Consider the following 22371-nt stretch of genomic DNA (forward strand, 5'->3'; position numbering starts at 1 on the left):
AACGGCTGCCGCCCCGCTTCGGCGAGTCTCCCGTGTTCCGGTTCCCCTCCCGCTCAGCCACCGGCGGAACAAGCCGCTACGAATACCACCTGCGATCCGCCCAGCGCGGCCAGTTCAGGATCGGTCCTGTCACGGCCGAGTTCACGGACCCGTTCGGGCTCTCACTGCACCGCCAGGCCATTGACGACGGCGACACGCTCACGGTGACGCCTGCCGCCGTCGTCCTTCCCCTGACAGGGCTCGCCGGAGCCCGGGGAAACGACGGCGTTACCGCCACCAGAATCCGCGCAAACCCCAGCGACGACGACGTGATGACCCGTGAATACCGCCACGGCGACCCCATGCGCCGCGTCCACTGGGCAGCCACCGCCCGCCACGGTGCCCTGATGGTCCGCCAGGAGGAATCCGTCACGACGCCCGAGGCAACGATCGTCCTGGACCACCGCTTCATGGCCTTCTCCGGCGGGTCGCCGCCCACTTTGGCGGGACTGACCGCGCAGGACGGCCATTCCATGGTCACCAGCGAAACCTTTGAATGGTCTGTAGTAGCGGCCATGTCCATCAGCGCCCACCTTGCAGAACGCAACTACGGCCTGCGCCTGCTGGACACGCGCGGGGAACCGGCCTTCCTTCATTCGCCCTCGTCACCGGATCCCGAGGCCGAGGAGTACAGCGGGGCCTCCGGGCTCCAGTCCATTGCCGAGAGCCTCGCGGCCATCCAGCTCACCGGGCCACATCATCAGCGGCGCGATGCCAGGCTTCGGGAAATCGTGGGGCGCGAAGCACCTGGTCCAGAGCTTTTTGGCTCCCGGCACACCAGCAGCCAGGACGCCGGGCCCCCTTCCTTTGACGACCAACTGATGGACAAGCTGTCCGCGCACCGCATGCGCGGCCCCCTGATTGCCGTGCTCGGGAGGATTTCTCCGGAGGAGGCGCTGGCCCTGGCCCCTGCCGCCGGCTACGGAACCAACGCCTTTGCCATCGTTGTTGTGGAGAAGCCCGCCGAGTACTCCGTTGTCCTCGAGGCCCTCCGGCAGGGTGGCTGGCGGGCGGTGGCCGTTCCGCCGTCGGTCCCGGTGACCGCCGCCTGGGGCCAGTTTGACCAGGACGTTGAATTGCCGGCGCCAACAGCGGAAGTCCGGCGCGGAGCGGGGGTGGCGCGATGACCATGGCCCCGGCCCGGACCCCCGGCACCGGCAAACCGCCTGCTTCCCCGGCGGGAACATCCGCGGGGCGGCCAAGGGTTGGCGCCTTTCCGTGGGCCATGGCCGCCTCCATTGCCGTCGCAGTCTGCGGTGCCGCCCTGTCCCTGAACGGGGTGCTGAGGGGCTGGGCCTGGTACTGGCCGGTGCTCACCACAGTGCTGGTGGTAAGTTTCACCCTCGCCGCGCTGCGCGCCGTCCGGGCCCAACCACTGCTGGTGACCGCAGGCGGCTTCCTGTCCCTGGGCGCCATCCTCACCCTGACGTTCTTCCGCGGATCCAGCCTCCTGGGGCTGATCCCCACCGGCGCCACCTTCACCGAACTGCAGCGGCTGGTCCGCCGTGCCAGCGAAACCGTGCTGGCCGAAACCGCACCCGTGGCACCCAACGTGGGGATCGTGATGGTGATCTGCGCGGTGTTGGGTTTGGCGGTCATCCTGGTGGACGCGCTGGCAGTACCCCTCGGCATGCCGGCAGCCACCGGCGTGGGCCTGCTGGCCATCCTGGTGGTGCCGGCCATGATCAAGCCGCAGAGCGTGGGCTTCTTTGGTTTTACCGTCGCTGTCGCCGGGTACCTGATGATCCTTGCCTGCAGCCAGTGGTTCGCACCGGATGCCCGCACCCAGGCGGACTCGGCGCGGAACCCGGGGCAGGTCCGGCGGGCGGTGTTGACGGGGTCCGCTGCGCTTGCTGCCACCCTGCTGGTTCCGCTGGCCATCCCGGGATTCGACCAGGGCACCTTCCCGCAAGGTTCCCGGCTTAACCCTTGGGGCACCTCCACGGGCCTGAACCCGATGATTACCCTCGGGAACAGCCTGCGGACGCCGGACGGAAGCGGGCGGATCACGTACGCCACCAATGCCTCCGTCCCGCTGTACCTGCGGTCTGTCACCGTGGACCACTTCGACGGCGAATCCTGGGGCCCGGACGACCGGAACGCATCGCGGCTTCCTCTGGGCGGACGGATCGATCCCGGCTATGCAGTCCTGGCCGACGAACAGCTGCAGCAGGTGACCGCGATCGATACCGGGACCTTCACCAGCCCCTACCTGCCTGTGCCCTACGCCCCCGAAACGGTGCGCGGGCTGGACGGACGCTGGACCTGGGATCCCGCCACCTTGAGCATCAAGGGGACAGACGTCAGCTCCCGGCGGCAGGAGTACGTTGTAACGTCCTCAGTGCCCAAACTGTCGGCAGGGCTGCTGGCCCAATCATCCAGCGGGGTGCGGGACATCCCCGATGATTTCACCAGGGTCCCCGGCAACGTTCCGGAGATTGTCAGGACCACGGCCGGAACGGTGGCCGGGTCCGCCAGCTCACCTTACGAAAAAGCGATGGCCATCCAGCGGTACCTCCGGTCGGCGGAGTTCACCTACTCGCTGCAGTCACCGGTGCAAAACGGCTACGACGGGAACGGGCTCTCCGTCCTGGCCGACTTCCTGGACCAAAAGAGCGGCTACTGCATCCACTACGCGTCGGCAATGGCGGTCATGGCACGGCTGGAAGGGATCCCCAGCCGCATCGCCGTGGGTTATGCCCCGGGACGGCTGACAGGTGCCACGGTGACGGTGGCAGGCCAGGGTACGCTGCCCGAGTTCGAGGTGGACGCCCGCGATGCCCATGCGTGGCCGGAGCTGTACTTCCAGGGCCTGGGCTGGGTACCTTTCGAGCCCACACCCTCCCGCGGCGTCGTCCCCGAATATGCCACGGAGTCGTCCGCCCCGGCTGCCCCCGGGTCGCTTGACAACAATGACGACCTGATTCCCGACGCCACTCCGGCCCCCGCCCCGGTCCCCAGCGCCACGCCGCTTCCGGCCCCGGGGACAGGCGGCGGCAGCGACAATGGCCTGCAGCTCCTGCCATGGCTGTTCGGGGCCGGCGGAGTCCTGGGCGTTGCACTCCTGGCCGCGTCGCCGCATCTGGTCCGGACCGCCATCCGTGCCCGGCGCCTGCGCCCGAAGGATCCCGGGGACGCCGTCCCCATGGCCTGGTCTGAAATGCTGGACCTGGGCACCGACTACGGCGTAGCCCCGGGCTCCAGCGAGACCCCGCGGGCCTATTCCACGCGGCTGCGTGGGCATCTGGGGGAACCCGGCGGGATGGACGAGGCGGCCCACCGCGCCGCGGTTGCACTCACCGCAGGCTTCGAGCGGCACAGGTTCGGCCCGCCCCCGCCGTCAGCCGGCGGACAGGATGCGGACGACGGCGGACGGACCGGGACAGGCGCAAAAGGCGGCGCCGCGTCCGGGCAGCTGGCTGCCTTGGAGCTCGCGTTGCACGCCAATGCCACCCTGCCGCAGAGGCTTCGGGCCGCGTGGCTTCCACCGTCCGTGATGGGACGGCTGGGGCGGATCATTGGCGCCCCCTTCAGGGCCGCCGGACGGGCGTTGGCTGTAACGGCAAAAGCCGCCGCACGCTCCTGGCCCGTGCGTTCACGGTAGGGCGGGCGGCGGCTCCAGTTGGTGCCGTCCGGGGATTATCCGGCGTAGGGGTCGGCGATGCCGATGTATTGGGTGTAGAGGTATTCCTCGATGCCTTCGAGGCCGCCTTCGCGGCCCAGGCCGGACTGCTTGACGCCGCCAAAGGGTGCGGCGGCGTTGGAGATGACGCCGGCGTTCAGGCCGAGCATTCCGGTTTCGAGTTTTTCGCCCATCCGGATGCCGCGGTTGAGGTCCTTGGTGAAGACGTAGGCCACCAGCCCGTATTCGGTGTTGTTGGCCAGGCGCACGGCGTCGTCCTCGCTGCTGAAGGTGATGATCGGTGCCACCGGCCCGAAGATCTCCTCGGACAGGATGCGGGTGCCTTCGGTGACGCCCGAGAGGATGGTGGGCTGGTAGAAGTAGCCCGGGCCCTCCACCGGTCCGCCGCCCAGGACGGCCTTTGCGCCGGAGGCAACGGCGTCGGAGACCAGCTCGTGGACCTTGTCCCGGCTCTTGGCGTCGATCAGCGGGCCCACCTTGGACTCCGGCTCGGTGCCCCGGGCGGTGGTCATCTCCTTCATCTTCGCGGCGAACTTCTCCGCGAACTCGGCTGCCACGGATTCGTGGACGATGAAGCGGTTGGCCGCGGTGCAGGCCTCGCCCATGTTCCGGAGCTTCGCGAGCATGGCGCCGGCGACGGCGGCATCCAGGTCGGCGTCCTCGAAGACGACGAAGGGGGCGTTGCCGCCCAGTTCCATGGAAGTGCGCAGCACGGTCTCGGACGCGTCAGCCAGCAGGCGGCGGCCCACCTCTGTGGAACCGGTGAAGGACAGCTTCCGGAGCCGGGCGTCCTTGATCAGCGGGCCCGTTGTGGCGCCGGCGGTGGAGGTGGGGATGACGTTCAGGACACCGGCGGGCAGGCCGGCTTCCTGCATCACGGCGGCGAACAGCTGGGAGGTCAGCGGGGTGAGGTTCGCTGACTTCAGGACCATGGTGCAGCCGGCCGCGACGGCCGGGGCGATCTTGCGGGTGGCCATGGCCAGCGGGAAGTTCCACGGGGTGATCAGCAGGCAGGGGCCAACGGGCTTCTTGGTGACCAGGAGCCGGGACTTGCCGTCCGGGGACACCGAGTAGCGGCCGAAAGCACGGACGGCTTCCTCGGAGAACCAGCGCAGGAATTCGGCACCATAGGTCACCTCACCGCGGGCTTCGGCGAGCGGCTTGCCCATTTCCATGGTCATCAGGAGTGCGAAGTCCTCGGCGCGTTCGGTCACCAGGTCAAAAGCCCGGCGCAGGATTTCGCCGCGTTCACGCGGCGGGACCTTCGCCCAGGACTCCTGCGCGGCAGCGGCGGCGTCCAGCGCCGCGGCGCCATCCTCGGCGCCGGCGTCGGCAATGCTGAGCAGGACGTTCCCGGTGGCGGGATCCTCGACGTCGAAGGTCTTGCCGGAGGCGGCGGCGCGCCACTCACCATTAATCAGCAGTCCGGTGGGGACAGAGGCCAGAAGCCGGCTTTCGCGGTCCGCGGTAACGGCTGGCTGTGCAGTGACAGTCACGATGACTCCCTCGTCAGTAGGGTTGTTGCAGCCCTGCGGCGGCGGCCGGAGTGACCGGGCTCATCAGGCTGATTAACTGTCAGACTACTGCGGGCCACCGCCCCGGTCTACGCCGCGGCGCACTGCCCCAACGCCGTTCTCCTGTGCATCTGCACAGCAGCAACCCGGCCCGTCGGCTACCGTCAGCGGGCCGCCAACACGGCCGAATAGAGCTCCCTTTTGCTCACCCGGACGTCGTCCGCAACAGCAGCCACCGCTTCCTTGAGCCGGATGCCCTGGGCCACCAGTTCGTTGACCGCGGCCACGTGGTCCTCGGGCGTGCCGGCAGCCTGTTCGGGCGCCCCGCCAAGCACAACGGCGATCTCGCCCCGGACCTCCGTATCCTCAGCCCACTGCAAAAGCTCGCCGAGGGACCCGCGGATGACTTCTTCGTAGGTCTTTGTCAGTTCCCGGCACACGGCGATGGGCCGCTCAGGCCCGAACCGTTCCCGCAGTGCCCGCAGCATGGCTTCGAGGCGGTGCGGCGCCTCGAAGAACACCATGGTCCGGCGTTCCCCGGCGAGGTCTGCCAGCCGGGAGGCGCGTTCCCCGGATTTCCGTGGGAGGAACCCTTCGAAGCAGAACCGGTCGGTGGGCAGGCCGGACAATGCCAGGGCAGTCAGCACAGCCGAAGGGCCCGGCACGGCGGTAACGGTCAACCCCGCCGCAACGGCACCTTCCACCAGCCGGAAGCCCGGATCGGACACGGAGGGCATGCCGGCGTCCGTGACCATCACAAGGGTGCTGCCGGTCCGCACCTGGTCCAAAAGCTCCGCCGTCTTCGTCGCCTCGTTGTGCTCGTGGTAACTGATGACCCGGCCGGCCACTGTGACCCCCAGGCTCTGGACCAGCCGGTGCAGGCGGCGGGTGTCCTCTGCCGCGACGATGTCCGCCGTTCCCAGCAGCTCCACGAGCCGGGCGGAAGCGTCACCCGTGTTTCCGATCGGAGTGGCGGCCAGGACAATGCGTCCTGGCGCTGCCGGGCCGGATTCTGGAGGGGTGCTGGGGTTAGGGTCCACGCCACCAGCCTACTGCTGAGGGGGACTGCGGCCGCAAAAGGTAGCATGGGGCTCGTGACGCAGACCTCGACGCGGCCGCCCGGAGCCGGACACGCCGCTCCCGCCGCATCCGGTACGGCAGCTACGGAGGCTGCGGCGGAAGGCCGGGGCGCAGGATCAGGCGGCCGCGGATCCCGTACCTGGATCAGGCCCCCGGAAGAGGCGTTCACCCGTGAAGCGCTGCAGGAGCGGCTCCTGGGAGGGGTCCGGTCCTGGCGGGACTATCCGCCGTCGCTGCGCCTCTGGTTCCTGCTCGTCCCGGTCCTGACGGCAGTGGCCGGAGGCATCCTCCGGTTTGTCCGGCTGGAGACTCCGCAAAAGCTGGTCTTCGATGAGACGTACTACGTCAAGGACGCATACTCCTTCCTCATCAGCGGCTACGAACGCAACTGGCCGGACAAGGCGAACGATTCCTTCAATGCAGGTGACCCCACGGTCCTGCTCAGCTCCCCCGAGTACGTGGTCCATCCGCCGGTGGGCAAATGGATGATCGCCGCCGGGATGTGGATTTTCGGTGCGGACAACGCCTTCGGCTGGCGCTTCGCGGCAGCCCTGACCGGAACCCTCTCCATCCTCCTCGTGTCCCTGATCGCCCTGAAGCTGTTCCGGTCGCTGCCGCTGGCCGGTGCCGCGGGCCTGCTCCTGGCCGTGGACGGTCACCACCTGGTGATGTCACGCACCTCCCTGCTGGACATCTTCCTGATGTTCTGGATCCTCGCCGCATTCGGTGCACTGCTGGTGGACCGCGATGACGGCCGGCGCCGGCTCGCTGCCCGGCTGGCACAGGCCGCGATCCGGAACGGCGGACTGCCGCCGGCTGCCCTGCTGCTGTCCGGGCCCTGGCTGGGTGTCCGCTGGTGGAGGGTGGCCGCGGGCCTCTGCCTGGGCCTGGCCATTGGCACCAAATGGTCCGGACTGTTTTTCCTCGCCGGGTTTGGCCTCCTGACGGTCTTCTGGGACCTCAGCGCCCGGCGGGTGGCGGGAATCCGCGGCTGGATCAGCGGCGGCGTCATCAAAGACGGAATCCCCGCTTTCCTCAGCATGGTCCCCGTTGCCGGCCTGGTGTACGCGGCGGCGTGGACAGGCTGGTTCCGCTCGGAAGACGCCTACTTCCGCAACTGGGCTGCGGGCAATCCCTCCCCTGAATGGGCCTGGCTGCCGGACTCCATCAGGTCCCTGGCCCACTACCACCGCGAAGCGTACACCTTCCACCAGGGCCTGGGATCCGACCACCCGTACGAGGCAAGCGCCTGGAGCTGGCTGGTCCTTGGCCGGCCGACGTCGTTCTTCTACGAATCCCCTGAGCAAGGCACGCCGGGGTGCGACGTGGCCAAGTGCACCTCGGCCATCCTGTCCGTGGGCAACCCCCTGATCTGGTGGGGTGCCGCCATCTCGCTGGTGGTACTGCTGTTCTGGTGGGCCGGGCGGCGGGACTGGCGGGCCGGCGCGGTACTCCTGGGCGTGGGCGCCGGATACCTTCCGTGGTTCCTTTACCCGGAGCGGACCATGTTCTACTTCTACGCCGTGTCATTTGAGCCCTTCCTCATCCTGGCGCTGGTGTATTGCCTGGGCCTCGTCCTGGGCAGGGCCGCGGATCCGCCGTGGCGCCGGCGCTCCGGGCTGTACCTCGTGGTGCTGTTCGTGGCGGCCGCCGTCCTGCTCTCAGCCTTCTTCTACCCGATCTGGGCAGCAGAGACCATCCCCTACGTGGACTGGAAAGTCAGGATGTGGATGCCGTCCTGGATCTAGGGCAGGATTGCATCAGAGCCCCGATCGAAGCCGCTGCCGCGGCCTGGCAGCGGAACGGAGACCATCTGTGAGGGAAGCAAGCATCGAACTGCTGGTTGAGCTGGATGCTGACAGCAACGTCACGGACCTGCTGTTGGAACAGCACGCCGCCAACCCGGCCCATGCCCTCTACCGTCGCAAGGGCCCCAACGGCTGGGTGGATGTCCCCACCGGAAAATTCCTGCAGGACGTCAGTGCGCTGGCCAAGGGACTCATTGCAGGTGGACTGGAACCCGGTGACACCGTGGCCGTTATGTCCGCCACCTCCTATGAATGGACCTTGGTGGATTTCGCCATCTGGTTCGCCGGCGGGGTGACGGTCCCCATCTACGAGACGTCCTCCGCACGCCAGGTGGAGTGGATCATCCGCGACGCGGGGGTGCGGCGGGTGTTTGCGCAGGACCAGGCGACGGTGGAGCTGGTGGCCGGTGTTGTTGCCGGCTCGCCCCCGCTCCGGGACCGCCTGGTGAACGTGGTCAGGATGGACGACGACGGCGCGGCACCCAACCTGGCCAGCCTCGCCGCCGCGGGGGCCGGAGTCAGCGACGCCGAGCTGGAGCGGCACCGGAGCCGGGCAGGGCTGGACGACGTCGCGTCCCTCGTCTATACCTCGGGCACCACAGGCAACCCCAAGGGCTGCGAGATCACGCACGGGAATTTTGCGCTGGTGGCCAGGAACATCGTCGCGTTCCTTCCGGAACTGCTGCTGAAGGACCAGGCGCGCACGCTGATGTTCCTGCCGCTGGCCCACGTCCTGGCGCGGGCCGTCCAGGTGGTCTGCCTCGCGGCGGGGGCCACCCTGGGGCACACTCCGGGGGCGGCGCAGCTCCTGGATGACCTGGGGACGTTCCGGCCCACGTTTCTCCTGGTGGTCCCGCGGATCTTCGAAAAAGTCCGGGCCACCGCCGCCCACAAGGCAGCAGTGGCCGGGAAGGGCCGCCTGTTCAAGGCTGCCTCGGCTGCGGCCATCGCCTACTCGCGGGACCTGGACAGCCAAAGCCGCGGCGACGGCCCCGGCCCCGGCCTGCTGCTGAAAGTCCGGCACGGGGTGTTTGACCGGTTGCTGTATCCCCGGCTCCGCCAGGCACTGGGCGGCCAGGTAGGGTACACCGTCTCCGGCGCGAGCCCGCTGGCGCTCGAGGACGCGCACTTCTTCCGCGGGGCAGGCATTCCCGTACTGGAGGGGTATGGCCTGACCGAAACCACGGCTCCGTGCACGGTCAACACTCCATCGCGCACGCGGGTGGGGACGGTGGGCATCCCCATTCCCGGCACCACCATCCGGGTGGCCGAGGACGGGGAGATCCTGGTCAAGGGCATCGGCGTCTTCAAGGGTTATCACAACAACCCGGCAGCGAACGCCGAAGCCTTCGTGGACGGCTTCTTCCGCACCGGTGATCTCGGCATACTTGACCGCGATGGCTACCTCACCGTTACCGGCCGGAAGAAGGACCTGCTGGTGACCGCAGGCGGCAAGAACGTGGCACCGGGACCACTCGAGGAAACCATCCGTTCCCACCCGCTGGTGGGCCACGCGGTGGTGGTGGGCGACGGCAAACCGTTCGTGTCAGCCCTGGTGACCCTGGACCCGGAGGGCCTGGACAACTGGCGCTCCGAGCGCGGCCTGCCGCCGCTCCCCCGCCGCGAAGCCGTCGCGGATCCCGAGGTGGTCAAGGCGGTGCAGGAAGCGGTGGATCAGGCCAACCTGCTCGTGTCCAAGGCCGAATCCATCCGCTCCTTCTCGCTCCTCGATACAGAATTCACCGTGGAGTCCGGACACCTGACGCCGTCGCTCAAACTGAAGCGGGCCGCCGTCGTGCAGGACTTCCAGGCGGACGTCGCCAGGCTTTACGCCTGACCCTCCGCGGCCGGCTCCTCGCGCAGCAGCCCGCGGCGGCGGCGTGTGGGCCAGGTGAGGACCAGCGTCACCAGCGCCGTCAGGAGCACCAGGCCTGCGATCACCAGGCCGGCGTCAATCCAGAACTGGCCGGGGAACAGTCGGATCAGGGTGTCGTCGAGGCTGAAGGTCCAGGACCCGTCGGCGAAGAAAATGCGGTGGAACTCGGTGAAGAACTGCTGCCAGCCCAGGACAGCCAACGTGCCGAGGCCGAGGATGAGGACCAGGGTGACGATGGAACCCGCGAACAGGCCCCTGCGGACACCGCCCCTGCTCCGCTTCCGCAGGTACAGGACGGCGATGAGGCCCAGGAGAAGCAGCAGCGCGCCGGCACCAAAGGTCGACAGGATCACCGCCTTGACGTCGGCCATGTGGCTGACTTCGCCGTCCTTGAACAGTTTGTCGCCGCTGCGGTGCACCAGGTCCCCCAGGTACCGCGGACCTGCCCAGTTTGTCAGGTAGTCCACCGCGTAGGAGCCATAGGTCATGCGGTCGTCCGTGCTGAAGCCGTAGCCGTCGCCGGGGAAGCCGGGGCGGTTGTATTCCACCCACAGGAACAAGGGACTGGTCACTGCGCGCACGGCAAGGACCAGGAGGACCACCGGGAAGAAAATGGCAAGGAGGACCTGCATCACCCGCGGGGCAACCGGCTTGGCGTTGGCGGCGCTCTCCCGCTCTGCGTTGCGGCGCGCCACCTCCTCCTCCGGCGGACGTACGTGCAGCGCGGACGTGGGAAGGGGTTCCTTGAAGACGGGCGAACTGCCGTGGCCGGTCGACCCGTCGGAGTCCGACGGCGGGACCGTCTCCGATGCGGCGGCGGCCTCCGTTGGTGCTGCCCCGCCGGAGGGTTCGGCGGCAGCCTCCGCGGCTTTACGGCCAGCCCTGCTCTCCGCCTGGGGATTAGTGGTCGAGCCGGGTCCATGGGTGTCGGCCTGCGATGACACCCGGGAAGACCCCACGGACGGGCCTTCGGCGGTGGAAGTGCCTTCGGCTTCCGTCCCGGCGTCGCCCTTTCCAGCGGGCGTCAGCCAGGAAAAAGCGGGCTCCTCGGAGTCCCCGGACGTATCCAGGAAAGGGTCCGGCTGCGGCGCGGCGCTCTTGGCGCGGGCCGGTGTTTCGTCTTTCACAGCAGCGTCACTTCCGTTGGGTTTTCCGTGCCGCGCGAGGGTCCGCCGGCGCGGCGCTCTATCTGTTGACGAGCCTACAGTCCGGGCCTTGGCGTGGGCGAGGAACCACCCCGGCGGTATTACAACGATTCAGGCAGCGATTTCCGTGTAGCCGGCATCCCCGGGGCGAAGGTCACCACGTTCCCCTGAGAGGTAGGCGCGCCTGCCCCAGACCAGGACGTAAACCCAGTAAGAGGCCAGCACTCCGGCGCCGATGCTGATCTTCGCCCACACCGGCAACGGGCTGGGCGTGATGAACCCCTCCACCAGTCCGGACACGAAAAGCACCAGCACCAGGCCGAGTGCCACCGTTATCAGCGACCTGCCCTCCTCCGCCACCGCCCGGCTCCTGGTCCGCGGGCCCGGCGACACCATGGCCCAAAAAACCCGCAGCCCTGCCGCGCAGGCCACAAACACTGCGGTGAGTTCCATCAGGCCGTGCGGCAGGATGTAGCTGAAGAACACGTCGGACTTGCCCGCGGCAGCGAAGACCCCGGCTGCAATGCCCACCCCTTGGGCATTGCTGAACAGGATCATCGGGACCCAGACCCCCGTAATGCCGAGGGCTACGGCCTGCGCGCTGATCCAGGCGTTGTTCGTCCATACCGCGCCCGCGAAGGACGCCGCCGGGTTCTCCGAGTAATAGTCGATGAAGTCTTCCTCGACATACTGTTGGGCGGCGGCCTCGGAGGCTACTGCCCGCAGCGCCTCGGGCGACGTGCCGATCCAGAGGGCATAGGCGGCACCGATGAGGATGAACGCGGCCCCGCAGGCCAATGTCAGCCAGGTAAGCCGGTAGAACGCGGCCGGAAGTGCCACCACGAAGAACCGTGCGAGGTCCGCCATCGGGTTGGACCGTGCGCCGGTGAAGCGGGTCCTGGCCTGGGCCAGCGTGGCCGACAGTGAGGCGGAAAGGCCGCTTTCGGGGGCGACGGAGCGGATCAGGGACAGATGCGAGGACGTCGACTGGTACAGCGCCAGCAGTTCATCGGCCTCACGTCCGCTGAGCCTGCCCTTTGTGGCAAGGTGGTGCAGCCGTGACCATTTGTCCGCGTTCACGGCGGAGAAGGCGTCCATATCCACGGGCCCAGCCTAGTGCCACCACTAGACTTTGACCGTCTGCACCACGAGCCGCGAGGAATGGGTACGCACTGTGAGTTCGATAGTCACCGGCGAGGCAGTAGTCCTGGAACTGCGGCCCGCATCCTTCGCGGCCCGTGCGCTGGGCCTGGTCCTTGATGTCCTCTTCAACGTCGTGCTGCTGGTGGGAATCCTGATTGGCCTGGCCGCGGCCGGTGCGGACCTTGATGAGGCAGCCATGCGCGCCCTGGTCCTTTCCAGCGTGGTCTTTTGCCTGGTGATCGTTCCGGTGGCGGTGGAGACACTGAGCCGGGGCCTGTCACTGGGCAAGCTGGCGACCGGCCTGCGCGTGGTGCGGGACGACGGGGGCGCAATCCGCTTCCGCCATGCCGTGATCCGCGGGCTCACGGGGTTCCTCGAGATTTACCTGACCTTTGGCGGGCTGGCGCTGTGCGTAGCCCTGTTCAATGACAGGTCCCGCCGCCTCGGCGACCTGCTGGCCGGAACCTATGCCATCCGCCGCCGGGTTCCCGTGGAGCAGGCCGTGCCGGTCTTTGTACCGCCGAAGCTGCGTGCCTGGGCGGCCGCGGCCGATATCGGAAGGATCCCCGATGCGACGGCGCGCAGGGCCTCCCAGTTCATCCGCCAGGCGGCCAGGATGGCCCCGCTGTCACGTGCCGGCATGGCCGCGTCAATCGCCACGGAACTGTCAGCCCACGTGGCTCCCGCCCCGCCCGCCGGAACCAGCCCGGATGACTACCTTGCCGCCGTCGTCGCTGAACGCCGGAACCGGGAACTCACCAGACTGACGCAGCAGCGGCGGCGCAACACCGAGGTGGGCGAGCGGCTCCAGCGGCTGCCTTTCAGCAGTTGACGTCAGTTGTCGTACTCGCTCCAGGGAATGTTCCAGTCGCCGAACCCATCGTCGTGCGCGGCGTAGTCGCCTTCCGTGTTCACGATCTGCACCACGTCGCCGGTACCCATGTTCTCGAAGACCCAGGCGGCGCCGTCGGGGGCAAAACCGATGCAGCCGTGTGAGACGTTGGTGTTGCCGATGAAGGGGTAGGCGGACTCGAGGGCCTGGTGGATATAGGCTCCGCTCAGCGTCAGTCTGATGGTGTATTCGACGTCCACGTCGCCGTAGTAGGCCGGATCATCGGGCTTCAACCCGATGCTGGAGGCCCGGAAGTGGTCGTAGCGCTTCTTCTCCATCAGCACGCCGTAACCGCGGGCGGACGGGAAGCGCTTGTCCCCCATGCTGACCGGCAGCGTCTTGACCGGCTGGTCGTTGATGCTGAGGGTGAAGGTGTGGGCAGCGGCGTCGGCGACAGCCACCTTCTTATCCCCGATAGCCACGTTGACCTTCTTGTTGAAGTTGGCAATCTGCCCGTTGCCCAGGTCCACGCCGAAGAGCTGCATGTCCATGGCAATGGTGGAGTTGGCGGCCCAGAAGCCCTCGGCCCGGTACCGGACCATGGTGTCGCTGTGCCAGTGGAAGGCTCCCACCTGGCCTGCGCTGCTGGTGATCTTAATGGCCTTCTCGACGGCGTCGCGGTTCAGCACGGGTTCGCTGAAGATGATCTGCAGCGGCTGCCCCACCCCCACCTTCATCCCGTCAAGGGGGTAGATAGCCGCGTCAGCCTCATGCGAGCTTGAGACGGTGCTGAAGGACTGCGTTGTACTCGTTTCGCGCCCCGCGCCGTCCTTGACCACCCAGGTGTAGCTGTAATCGGTATTGAATTCCAGCGGCCCGGACGCGGACCAGCCGGTGCCCTGCGGGTCGATGCGGCCTTCCACCGTTTTACCGGAGGTACTGGTGAGGGTGACGCGCTCGATGGTCCCGTTGCTGACCTTGAGCGAAACGGGGGCGGCAGGATTGACCTGTTTGGCACCGTTCGCGGGTGCCGCATCGAGCTTCACCGGGGCGATCACGGGCGAGGCGATGCCCGGAGACGACCGGACGGCGGAGCCGGCTTCCGATTCCAGGGCGCCGCCCGCGAGTCCCGGCGCGACGGCGGCGAAAACACCGCCGGCTGCTGCGAGGAGGCACACCACGGCGACGATGAGAATTTTCTTCAAGGTCCGCGGGCGGCGGGGGGCTTCGGGCTCCATATTGCGATCCTAAATGCTGGAAGTAACAACCCGGGTGCGCTTGGCACCCGGGCACTTTACTTCTTAGTAACGATAATGTTCGGGCTTGTAGGGGCCGGCGACGTCGATGTCCAGGTACTCGGCCTGGTCCTTCGTCAGCTCCGTCAGCTCCACGCCCAGGGCGTCGAGGTGCAGGCGGGCCACCTTTTCGTCCAGGACCTTGGGCAGGACGTACACCTGGTTTTCGTATTCGCGTTCGCCTTCGGGCTGGTCCTTCTTGGTCCACAGCTCAATCTGGGCGATGGTCTGGTTGGCGAAGGAGTTGCTCATCACGAAGGACGGGTGTCCCGTGGCGTTGCCCAGGTTCAGCAGGCGGCCCTCGGACAGGACGATGATGGAACGCTCGGACGCAGTTCCTGCGTCGAACACCCACTCGTGGACCTGCGGCTTGATCTCCACCTTCTTGATGCCGGGGATCCTGGCCAGGCCTGCCATGTCGATCTCGTTGTCGAAGTGGCCGATGTTGCCGACGATGGCCTTGTTCTTCATGCCGGCCATGTGCTCGGCCATGATGACATCCTTGTTGCCCGTGGTGGTGATGAAGATGTCCCCCTGGGCCAGGACCGATTCGAGCTTTGCCACCTGGTAGCCGTCCATGGCAGCCTGCAGGGCGCAGATGGGGTCGATCTCGGTCACGATCACGCGCGATCCCTGGCCCCGCAGTGCTTCCGCGGCGCCCTTTCCGACGTCACCGTAGCCGCAGACGACGGCGACCTTGCCGCCCATGAGCACGTCCGTGGCACGGTTGATGCCGTCCGGCAGGGAGTGCCGGATCCCGTACTTGTTGTCGAACTTGCTCTTGGTCACGGAGTCGTTGACGTTGATGGCGGGGAACAGCAGCTTGCCCTGCTCTGCCAGCTGGTAGAGGCGGTGGACGCCCGTGGTGGTTTCTTCACTGACGCCCTTGATGGTGGAGGCCGTGCGCGTCCACTTCTGCGGGTCGGCGGCGATGGAGCGCCGGATCACGTCAAGGAAGATGCCGTACTCTTCGGAATCGCCGGGGCCGGCGGACGGGACGTTGCCCACGGCCTCGAATTCGGCGCCCTTGTGCACCAGCATGGTGGCGTCGCCGCCGTCGTCCAGGATCATGTTGGGTCCCAGTTCGGGGTTGGACTCCGCACCCGGCCAGGTCAGGATCTGTTCTGCGGTCCACCAGTATTCCTCGAGGGTTTCGCCCTTCCAGGCGAACACCGGGACGCCCTGCGGGTCCTCAACCGTGCCTTTGCCCACCACAACGGCCGCGGCGGCCTCGTCCTGGGTGGAGAAGATGTTGCAGGAGGCCCAACGGACCTCTGCGCCAAGCGCGGTCAGGGTTTCGATGAGCACGGCGGTCTGCACGGTCATGTGCAGCGATCCTGCAATCCTGGCGCCTTTGAGCGGCTGGCTGGGGCCGAACTCCTCGCGCAGCGACATGAGGCCGGGCATCTCGTGCTCGGCCAGGCGGATCTGGTGCCGGCCTGCTTCCGCCAGGGAAATATCGGCAACCTTGTAATCGAAAGTCATGGGTGGTCCTTTGCTGTGTCCGGTACTGCTTCGTCCGTGAAGGACGGCGTATTCATCGGCGCTCGGGGCGCCAGGGTCTGGTCTGCGGGTAAGCGGGGGCTATATGGCCCGGGCAGTCCCGGGGGCAGAGTCGTGCTGGTCGGAGCCCGCCGATGTTGCTGCGGCCAGCAGTTCCGGGGGCAGGAGAAGGGGGATGCCGTCCTCTATCGCGTAGCGGGGCTTCACGCCTGTTTCCCCGGCGGTGGTAGCTACCAGTTCCTCGCCGTCCTGGACCAGGGGTGAACCCGTCACGGGACAACGCAGGACGGACAGCAGTTCGGGACTGATCTTTGGCATTTGGTTCATGCTCCCTGGCGGGCGCGCTCGCGCCGGTAGCGGACTGGTGTGCAGGTTCCAGCGTACCGTTAGATCCGATTCAGGACGGCTCGCGCAGGACGCGCAGGTGCCCCCTGCGGGTACCTTCGGTGCCCGCAGGAGCTTCGAGCGCCGAATGGGGACCGCGCTGGGCCGGCAGCTGCGGCGCCTGGGCGGGCAGGGCCGCGGCGTCCCGCACTGCGTTGGCGAGTGCGAGCAGGTCATCAGGGCCGGGCTGCTGCGGCGTGGACGGCATGGCCAGTCGCAGGACTTCCCAGCCCCTGGGGACCGTCAACGAATCGGCGTGCTGTTCACAAAGGTCGTAACAATGCGGCTCGGCGTAAGTAGCCAAGGGGCCGAGAACAGCCGTGGAGTCCGCGTAGACGTACGTCAGGGTAGCTACCGCCGACTGGCGGCAGGCAGATCTTGAACACTGACGGATAGCTCCCACGACATCACAGACTACTCTCTGTACTCGGCAAAACCGTGCATTGGCGCCGCGGGCGTGACGCGCCTTCGCTGCAGGGTGAATCTATCGCGTAAATCATTTCCCGGGTTTACAGTCAATGTATGCAGTCATCGAACCATGAATCAGGCTTTACGGTCCGGTTGGCTGACCCGGACGCCCCACAGCAGACGGGCGGGGACTCCACGGGCAGGAGCTTCATGCAGCGCCGCCGGAACCGCCACGGCCGCGGGCTGCGCGGCGAGGTTATGCTTCCCAGCCATCCGGGCTACCGGACACGGTCTGACCGGTTCGATGACATGGTCCTGGATTCGGCCCAGCGGTTGCACGATATCTGGGGCAAGACACTGGACGGCGTCCGGTTTGGCGTGGACGAGATTCCGCCGGACCTCGAGCAGCTGGCCGCTGACTCCGCACCCATTCCCATGGGCTCCTATACGCCTGCTTCCGGTGAAGACGGGCCCATGATCACGGTGTACCGGCGCGTCGTGGAGCAGGCCTGCCCCGGCGTCGAGGAACTTCAGGACCTGGTCCACGACGTGGTGGTGGAGCACACCGCGGAGATGCTGGGCGTTGCCCCTGAAACCCTGGACCCGGTGTATCGGCGCCGCTACTAACGCACCAGCCCCAACCGCCCGGAGGGTGTCCGGGCGGCACAGGGTTTCAGTAGCTGATGGTGACCGGTACCGTTTCCTGCCCGGCCGCAGCGGGCTGGAAGGCAAGGGATGAGACGTCGTTCCGGCCGTCCTGTTCCACAAGGACAGCGCCGTAGGCGGCATCCCCGGATGCAGAGACGACGTAGCCAACCACGTCGGCGTCCTCGGCCTTGTCCGGAACGGCGATGGACGCAGTGGTTCCGCCCGCGATGTCGGCCGTGGACGGTGCCCGGACCTTCCCGTCGGCGGTGATTGCCGCGTAGGTGATGGTGGCCCTGGCGTCCAGGGCACCAAAGACCAGCTGACGGGTCCCGCCCTGTGGAACAGGAACCACGTGCTGGCTGCCAAGCCGCACCCCGGAGGACGCCCAGGCGACATCGGACGGCTGCCCCTCCTGGGTCCCCCGGCTGATGCGTGTGGCGGCAACAAAGGAGACATCGGATGCCGCAGAAACGGTGTAGTGCCCGGCCGGAACGCCCGCAAGCGAAACTTCCGTGATGGAACCGGCCTTGGCGGTGATCACACCGCCGGACGGCAGGGATTTCTGGCCGTCGCGGCCATACACTTTGACCTCCACCACTGCATCCGACGGACCCGGAACAGTGATCTGCAGGGCAGGAGCGGCATCCTCGTACCCGGATCTTCCGGTCAAGGCGGCAACTCCGGCCGGATCCTGGATGTCCACGCCGGTCATGACCTGGCGGACCGCGGGGGCCGCCCCGGGTGCGATGAAGTCCACTCCGCCGGGTGTCAGGCCGCGCAGGACGCTCTGCTGGATAGCCGCCGCAACGGGTCCCCCCGCGCTGCGGACATGGACGCTCAGCTGCGGCTCCCCCGGAGCCAGACCGGCGAGGACCACCGAGCGTGTGGTGCCGGGTGCCACGAGCAGGCCGCGGCTGCCGGGCGCCTGGATCTGACCGTTGCGGCCGAACAACTCAAGGCTGACCGTGGCCGGGGTGGTGGAAGCGTTCGTCAGGACCAGCACCGATGTACGGCCCACAGTGGTACTGGCGCCGGCCAGCCACTGGTCGTTGGACGGCCGCTGGCAGTTGGCGGCCGCTGTTCCCTGGAGGTCACCGTCCGTTGCCGTGAATTTCATCGCTGCCGCAGCCGACGCCTGCTGGTTTGCCAAAGCATCGGCGCTAACGACTGTTGCCTGGTCCACTTGGCGGTTAGCCAGGACGCCCGCGATGAGTTCCTGGCGCGCACCCTCGGCGGGAACTTCGCCGGAATCCTTGGCGATCTCGACGGCGGTGTTCCCGTCCAGCAAGGACAGCCGGCTGGACGGGAGCACGCCTGCGGCGCCGAGGATGGCCGCGGTCACCGTACTGGCGGCCGTGGCGGATTCCGGGCTGAATTGTGGATCAGTGCCTGCCTGGGTGCCTTCCAGCAGCCGGGCGGGGCCCGGACATACGCCCAGGCTTTCTCCTGCGGGGACGGCGGCAACGGCCGCCGGCAGGTTGAGGCTCGATTCCGGCGCAGGGAGCAAGGATCCCGCGGCCACCACGGCCCCGGCACCCGTCAGGACGAGTGCAGCGGTGGCGAAACCCGCCAGGGTCCCCTTCCGGCGCTTGCCTTCGGGCCCCTGGTTGCCGGCCCCGCCGGGCGCTTCTCCGGCATCCGTTGCCGGGGCGTCCTGCGCCTGGCCGGACATGGTGTGCTCATGCATTCTGCTGTTCCTTACGCAGGGAGCCCTCATCCCGGGAGAGGCCGGTCCGCGGCCTTCGTGCCGGCATGGGGATGGCCAGCATGACAGTCAGGCCAATCACTGTGGCCTGGGCTATTCCTGCCCATGCTGCCCAGGGGTTTTCGTAGCGGATTGTCAGGTGGCCGCCGGAAGCGGGAAGCGTGAACGCCTGGGACCATCCGGAGGTGGTTGATGTCAGTTTCCGGCCGTCGAGCCAGGCACTCCAACCGGGATCGGCGCGTTCGGCAAGAACTGCCAGCCGCCCCTCGGGCCCGTCGGGCACCTGGGCATCGACGTCGTTGTAGGCCGACGGCACCAGCGAGACCGTTGATCCGTCCGCGTCCACGATCCGGACCCGGTGGGCGATGTCCGCGGGCTGCAGGACGGGCTGGTTCAGCGGGGTGATCCGCCAGAGCCATCCCACGTCGGTCTGTCCCACGGCTACGAGGCCCGGCACCGCGTCCATCCTGCTGGCGGTAAGCTGCGCCGCTGTATCTGCGGAGCGGAGCACAACAAAGCCGACTCCCAGCTGTTCCAGGTCGCTGCGCGGGTCGACGCCCTGGCCGGCCACGAGGGTTGCCACAACGCGGCGGACGGCCGCTGTGACGTCGTCGTCGTCCCGGACCGTCTCAGCGCCCGGAGCGCCAATGATGTTCCGTGCGGAAGCGACTGCCGAGAGGCTGTCCAAGGTGGTGCCCGCGCCCCTCATCAGGGAGGCGTCAAAGGAGCCGTTGTCCCGCGTGCTGATCATGAGGGTGCGCGTCTTCTCGGGGCCTGTTCCGCGGTCGATGGCTGTGGCCGGCAACGTCCGCGGGCTGGTGGCCTCCACCAGCCGGGCGGCGCCGAATCCGGGGGCTGCCGGACCTGCAGTGTCGGCAGCTCCAACGGCGCCAGCGGCGGAAACAGCTGCGGGACGGAGCAGGTTGCGGGCAGACCATGCGGCCATTCCTGCCAGTGGGCCGACGAGCAGCAGCACCATCCCGAAGGCCATGGCGGAACGTGCCGCGGTCCGCTGCTTCGCGGTGCCTGCAACAGCCTTGTCCGCCACGTTGAGGAAGTGCTCTGCTCCCAGCAGGCCCGCGCCCAGGAAGGCGAAAGCGGCGGCGGAAACAGCGGGACCGGTGAAGGGCGTTACGAGCGTGTCGGCGTTCATCGCCGTTGCCACGTGGGAGGCCAGCCAGCCGCCGGCCAAGGCGATCGCTCCGGCCACCCACAGTGACCTGGCCGTCCTGGCGCGGCGGCCCGTGGTGAAAAGTCCCGCCACGGCCAGGACCAGGACTGGCGCACCCACGAGGAGTGCCAGCAGCAGGGCCCAGGGGAAGGCGGCGTCCTGGAAGTAGGGTAGGCCGTCCAGTCCCCCGTCGGGGCCGAAGGCCATCGGCTGGCCCAGGAGCTGCTGCCAGAGCGGGGCGGCGGTGAAGCCGAGGGGCAGGCCGGGATCCGCGAGCAGTGCCCTCGGTTTGTCGAGCACGGTCAGGCCGAATGGAATGAAGAGCGCGGCGCTTGGCAGCAGGGCCCACCACACGGTGCGGCCGCGGCGGCCCAGCAGGAGCCCGCAGAGCACGATCACGGCGGTTGCAGGAATCAGGAGGGAGGGCGCAGATGCAGCGACGACCGCCAGAGCCAGTCCTGCTGCTGCCGCCGCCGTCCATGACGGTGTGCCGTTGATCCCGGGCCGGACAGGAGGCCGGTCCCCGCGGCGCCCGTCCCCGGCAGGCAGAGTGAACCGTCCGTGTCCCACCGCCGAGCCGGTGGCGCGCAGCAGGGCAAGGACCAGCAGGGGGATCATGAGATGGGCAATCAGGGCGCCGGCGCGGCCTTGGTTCAGGGCCACCTGGAGAGCGGGGGAAGCGGCCCAGAAGATAGCGGCAGCGAGGCGCAGGCGGCGTCGGACTGTCAATCCACCCGCAGCAAACCAGGCGGTGAGAGCGGACAACGGGGTGCTGAGCAGGAGGAGCCAGGCCATGGCTGCATTGGCATCCCCGCCGCCGAGGACGCCGAGGATCCACAGGACGTAGCCGAAGGGGTCGCCCCTTCCCGGGAGTCCGGCGCCCAGGCTGATCCACCAGCTGGAGGCATGGTGCCAGATGTCACCGAGACCCGCAGAAACCGGTATGAGTGCCCCGCCGGCAACGGCGTCGGCGCGGAACAGCCCGGCGAGTCCGAGAAGTGAAGCGACGGATGCGATGATGACCGCCGCGAGGGCCCCATTGCCTACCCACCCGCGTTTGCTGGTGGCCAGGGCAGCGAAATCGTCGGAGGAGTCGCCGCTGGGCTGGTGCGCCAGCGGGTCATGTTCGAGGTCGTCAGCCGGGCTGTTGTCCGAACCGATGGCCTCCATGAGCGACCGCCTGTGGCTCCACACCTCCCGCCGGGGTGTCTGCAGCTTGCGGATGACAGAGCGGCGGATCCGCCGCGACTGCCGGGCTGCCCGGCGGGCCCGCGCCACTGCCCTGGGCCTGCCCAGTGCGGCAACGGTGGCAGCCAGCTGGGAAATTCCGTGCCCCGGGTCCTTGACTGCAATGCTAAGGACCAGCTTGAAGAGACTGCCCAGCAGCGCGCCGGCAGCGTGGACCGGCACCATCCAGAGCGGCGAGTGCTTGAGCCGCAGGTGAACCTGCGCTTTTCGGGCCGCTGCGGGATTGCCCAATGCATGGGGCCGGTGGGCCACGTGGAACATGCGGGCGGCAGGGACAACCACAACCCGGTGGCCCGCGAGGCGGTTGCGCCAGCAGAAGTCGACGTCGTCTCCGCTGCCCGGAAGTGCGGGATCGAAGCCGCCCAGCTGCTCCCAGACGTCACGGCGAACCAGCATTCCGGCCGAATTCACGGCGAACGTATCGCTGCGGCCGTCGTACTGCCCCTGGTCGAGCTCATCGGCGTCGATCAGGGTGAGCCGCTCGGCCCAGCGGCTGGTGGAGAGGCCGACATCGATCAGCTTCCGTTCCTCGTGCCAGTCCAGCTGCTTGCAGCCGGCGACGGTCACGGAGGGCGCGCGCTCCACGGCGGCGAGCAGTTCAGCAAGGGCTTCCGGCGCAGGGGCGGCATCGTCATGCAGCAGCCAGATCCACTCCGGCATGGCGTCGGCCCCGCCGGCCACGCGGGGCGCGAGTCCTGCGAGGCCCTCCGAAACCGCGGCCCCCATCCCGCCTTTCCCGCGTTCATGGCTTAGGACGTTAAGTGCACCAAAGGCCCGCTCAAGGAGGGCCAGCGAATGATCGCGGGAGCCGGTATCGACGCCGATGGCACGGTCCACGGACCGGGTCTGGTCCGCCAAAGCCGAGAGGGTCCTGGGGAGATAGGCACTGCCGTTGTGGGCAACCACAACGGCAGTGACATAAACATCCT

General features: G+C 68.0%; 16 protein-coding genes. 6 read left to right on the top strand and 10 right to left on the bottom strand.

The annotated features are described in order from the left end of the window. Both P2Q66_RS00300 and P2Q66_RS00305 read left to right on the top strand, forming a co-directional pair. Nucleotides 1-1166: DUF58 domain-containing protein (locus tag P2Q66_RS00300; RefSeq protein ID WP_275724693.1), on the top strand; the 1166-nt coding region annotated here is incomplete at its 5' end. Further along, on the top strand, nt 1163-3643 hold the full coding sequence (locus P2Q66_RS00305) for a DUF3488 and transglutaminase-like domain-containing protein (RefSeq protein ID WP_275724695.1): 2481 nt from the start codon (nt 1163-1165) through the stop codon (nt 3641-3643). The genes P2Q66_RS00300 and P2Q66_RS00305, both read left to right, overlap by 4 nt. 35 nt (nt 3644-3678) lie before the next feature. Here P2Q66_RS00305 and P2Q66_RS00310 read toward each other — a convergent pair whose 3' ends face one another. After that, nucleotides 3679-5178, bottom strand: a complete 1500-nt coding sequence (locus P2Q66_RS00310; protein WP_079595663.1) for an NAD-dependent succinate-semialdehyde dehydrogenase — start codon at nt 5176-5178, stop codon at nt 3679-3681. Nucleotides 5179-5360: 182 nt separating this feature from the next. After that, nucleotides 5361-6236 carry a 16S rRNA (cytidine(1402)-2'-O)-methyltransferase gene (gene rsmI, locus P2Q66_RS00315; protein ID WP_079595664.1) on the bottom strand — a complete coding sequence of 292 codons (876 nt, stop codon included), beginning with the start codon at nt 6234-6236 and terminating at the stop codon, nt 5361-5363. Nucleotides 6237-6281: 45 nt separating this feature from the next. Between rsmI and P2Q66_RS00320 the strand changes: the two genes are divergently transcribed. Both P2Q66_RS00320 and P2Q66_RS00325 read left to right on the top strand, forming a co-directional pair. Continuing rightward, a complete protein-coding gene (locus P2Q66_RS00320; RefSeq protein WP_079595665.1) occupies nt 6282-8024 on the top strand; it encodes a phospholipid carrier-dependent glycosyltransferase in 1743 nt (580 codons plus the stop codon). Nucleotides 8025-8091: 67 nt separating this feature from the next. Continuing rightward, nucleotides 8092-9921, top strand: a complete 1830-nt coding sequence (locus tag P2Q66_RS00325; RefSeq protein WP_275724699.1) for an AMP-dependent synthetase/ligase — start codon at nt 8092-8094, stop codon at nt 9919-9921. Here the strand turns inward: P2Q66_RS00325 and P2Q66_RS00330 are convergent. Both P2Q66_RS00330 and P2Q66_RS00335 read right to left on the bottom strand, forming a co-directional pair. Continuing rightward, entirely contained in the window at nt 9912-11087 is a 1176-nt protein-coding gene (locus P2Q66_RS00330) for a TIGR01906 family membrane protein (RefSeq protein ID WP_275724701.1), read from the bottom strand. The two genes, P2Q66_RS00325 and P2Q66_RS00330, sit on opposite strands and share 10 nt — an antisense overlap. 129 nt (nt 11088-11216) lie before the next feature. Continuing rightward, nucleotides 11217-12209 (bottom strand): stage II sporulation protein M, encoded by a 993-nt coding sequence (locus P2Q66_RS00335; protein ID WP_181039483.1) that lies wholly within the window; start codon nt 12207-12209, stop codon nt 11217-11219. Between the two features lie 70 nt (nt 12210-12279). Between P2Q66_RS00335 and P2Q66_RS00340 the strand changes: the two genes are divergently transcribed. Continuing rightward, on the top strand, nt 12280-13080 hold the full coding sequence (locus P2Q66_RS00340; protein ID WP_079595669.1) for an RDD family protein: 801 nt from the start codon (nt 12280-12282) through the stop codon (nt 13078-13080). Between the two features lie 2 nt (nt 13081-13082). On the opposite strand, the gene P2Q66_RS00345 is transcribed toward P2Q66_RS00340, so the two are convergent. From P2Q66_RS00345 to P2Q66_RS00360, 4 genes are all read right to left on the bottom strand, one after another. Then, on the bottom strand, nt 13083-14318 hold the full coding sequence (locus tag P2Q66_RS00345; protein ID WP_275724702.1) for an Ig-like domain-containing protein: 1236 nt from the start codon (nt 14316-14318) through the stop codon (nt 13083-13085). A gap of 63 nt (nt 14319-14381) precedes the next feature. Next, complete coding sequence (gene ahcY, locus P2Q66_RS00350) at nt 14382-15860, bottom strand: adenosylhomocysteinase (RefSeq protein ID WP_275724704.1); 1479 nt, start codon at nt 15858-15860, stop codon at nt 14382-14384. Nucleotides 15861-15959: 99 nt separating this feature from the next. Next, nucleotides 15960-16196 (bottom strand): hypothetical protein, encoded by a 237-nt coding sequence (locus P2Q66_RS00355; RefSeq protein ID WP_079595672.1) that lies wholly within the window; start codon nt 16194-16196, stop codon nt 15960-15962. Between the two features lie 79 nt (nt 16197-16275). Continuing rightward, nucleotides 16276-16665, bottom strand: coding sequence for a DUF3499 domain-containing protein (locus P2Q66_RS00360; protein ID WP_275724706.1), 390 nt, complete (start codon nt 16663-16665; stop codon nt 16276-16278). 119 nt (nt 16666-16784) lie between these two features. Here P2Q66_RS00360 and P2Q66_RS00365 point away from each other — a divergent pair, with 119 nt between their 5' ends. After that, on the top strand, nt 16785-17297 hold the full coding sequence (locus P2Q66_RS00365) for a metallopeptidase family protein (protein ID WP_275724708.1): 513 nt from the start codon (nt 16785-16787) through the stop codon (nt 17295-17297). 46 nt (nt 17298-17343) lie between these two features. On the opposite strand, the gene P2Q66_RS00370 is transcribed toward P2Q66_RS00365, so the two are convergent. Together P2Q66_RS00370 and P2Q66_RS00375 are read right to left on the bottom strand one after the other, a co-directional pair. After that, the gene (locus P2Q66_RS00370) at nt 17344-19005 is read right to left on the bottom strand and encodes a DUF5719 family protein (RefSeq protein ID WP_275724709.1); all 1662 of its coding nucleotides are present in this window, start codon (nt 19003-19005) and stop codon (nt 17344-17346) included. Next, nucleotides 18998-22348, bottom strand: a complete 3351-nt coding sequence (locus tag P2Q66_RS00375) for a glycosyltransferase (RefSeq protein ID WP_275724710.1) — start codon at nt 22346-22348, stop codon at nt 18998-19000. The genes P2Q66_RS00370 and P2Q66_RS00375 overlap by 8 nt, the downstream gene beginning before the upstream one ends. Nucleotides 22349-22371: the final 23 nt, after the last annotated feature.

Origin of the sequence: Arthrobacter sp. Cr_A7 (assembly GCF_029222765.1) — a bacterium.
In the GTDB taxonomy this organism is placed as follows: Bacteria; Actinomycetota; Actinomycetes; order Actinomycetales; family Micrococcaceae; genus Arthrobacter.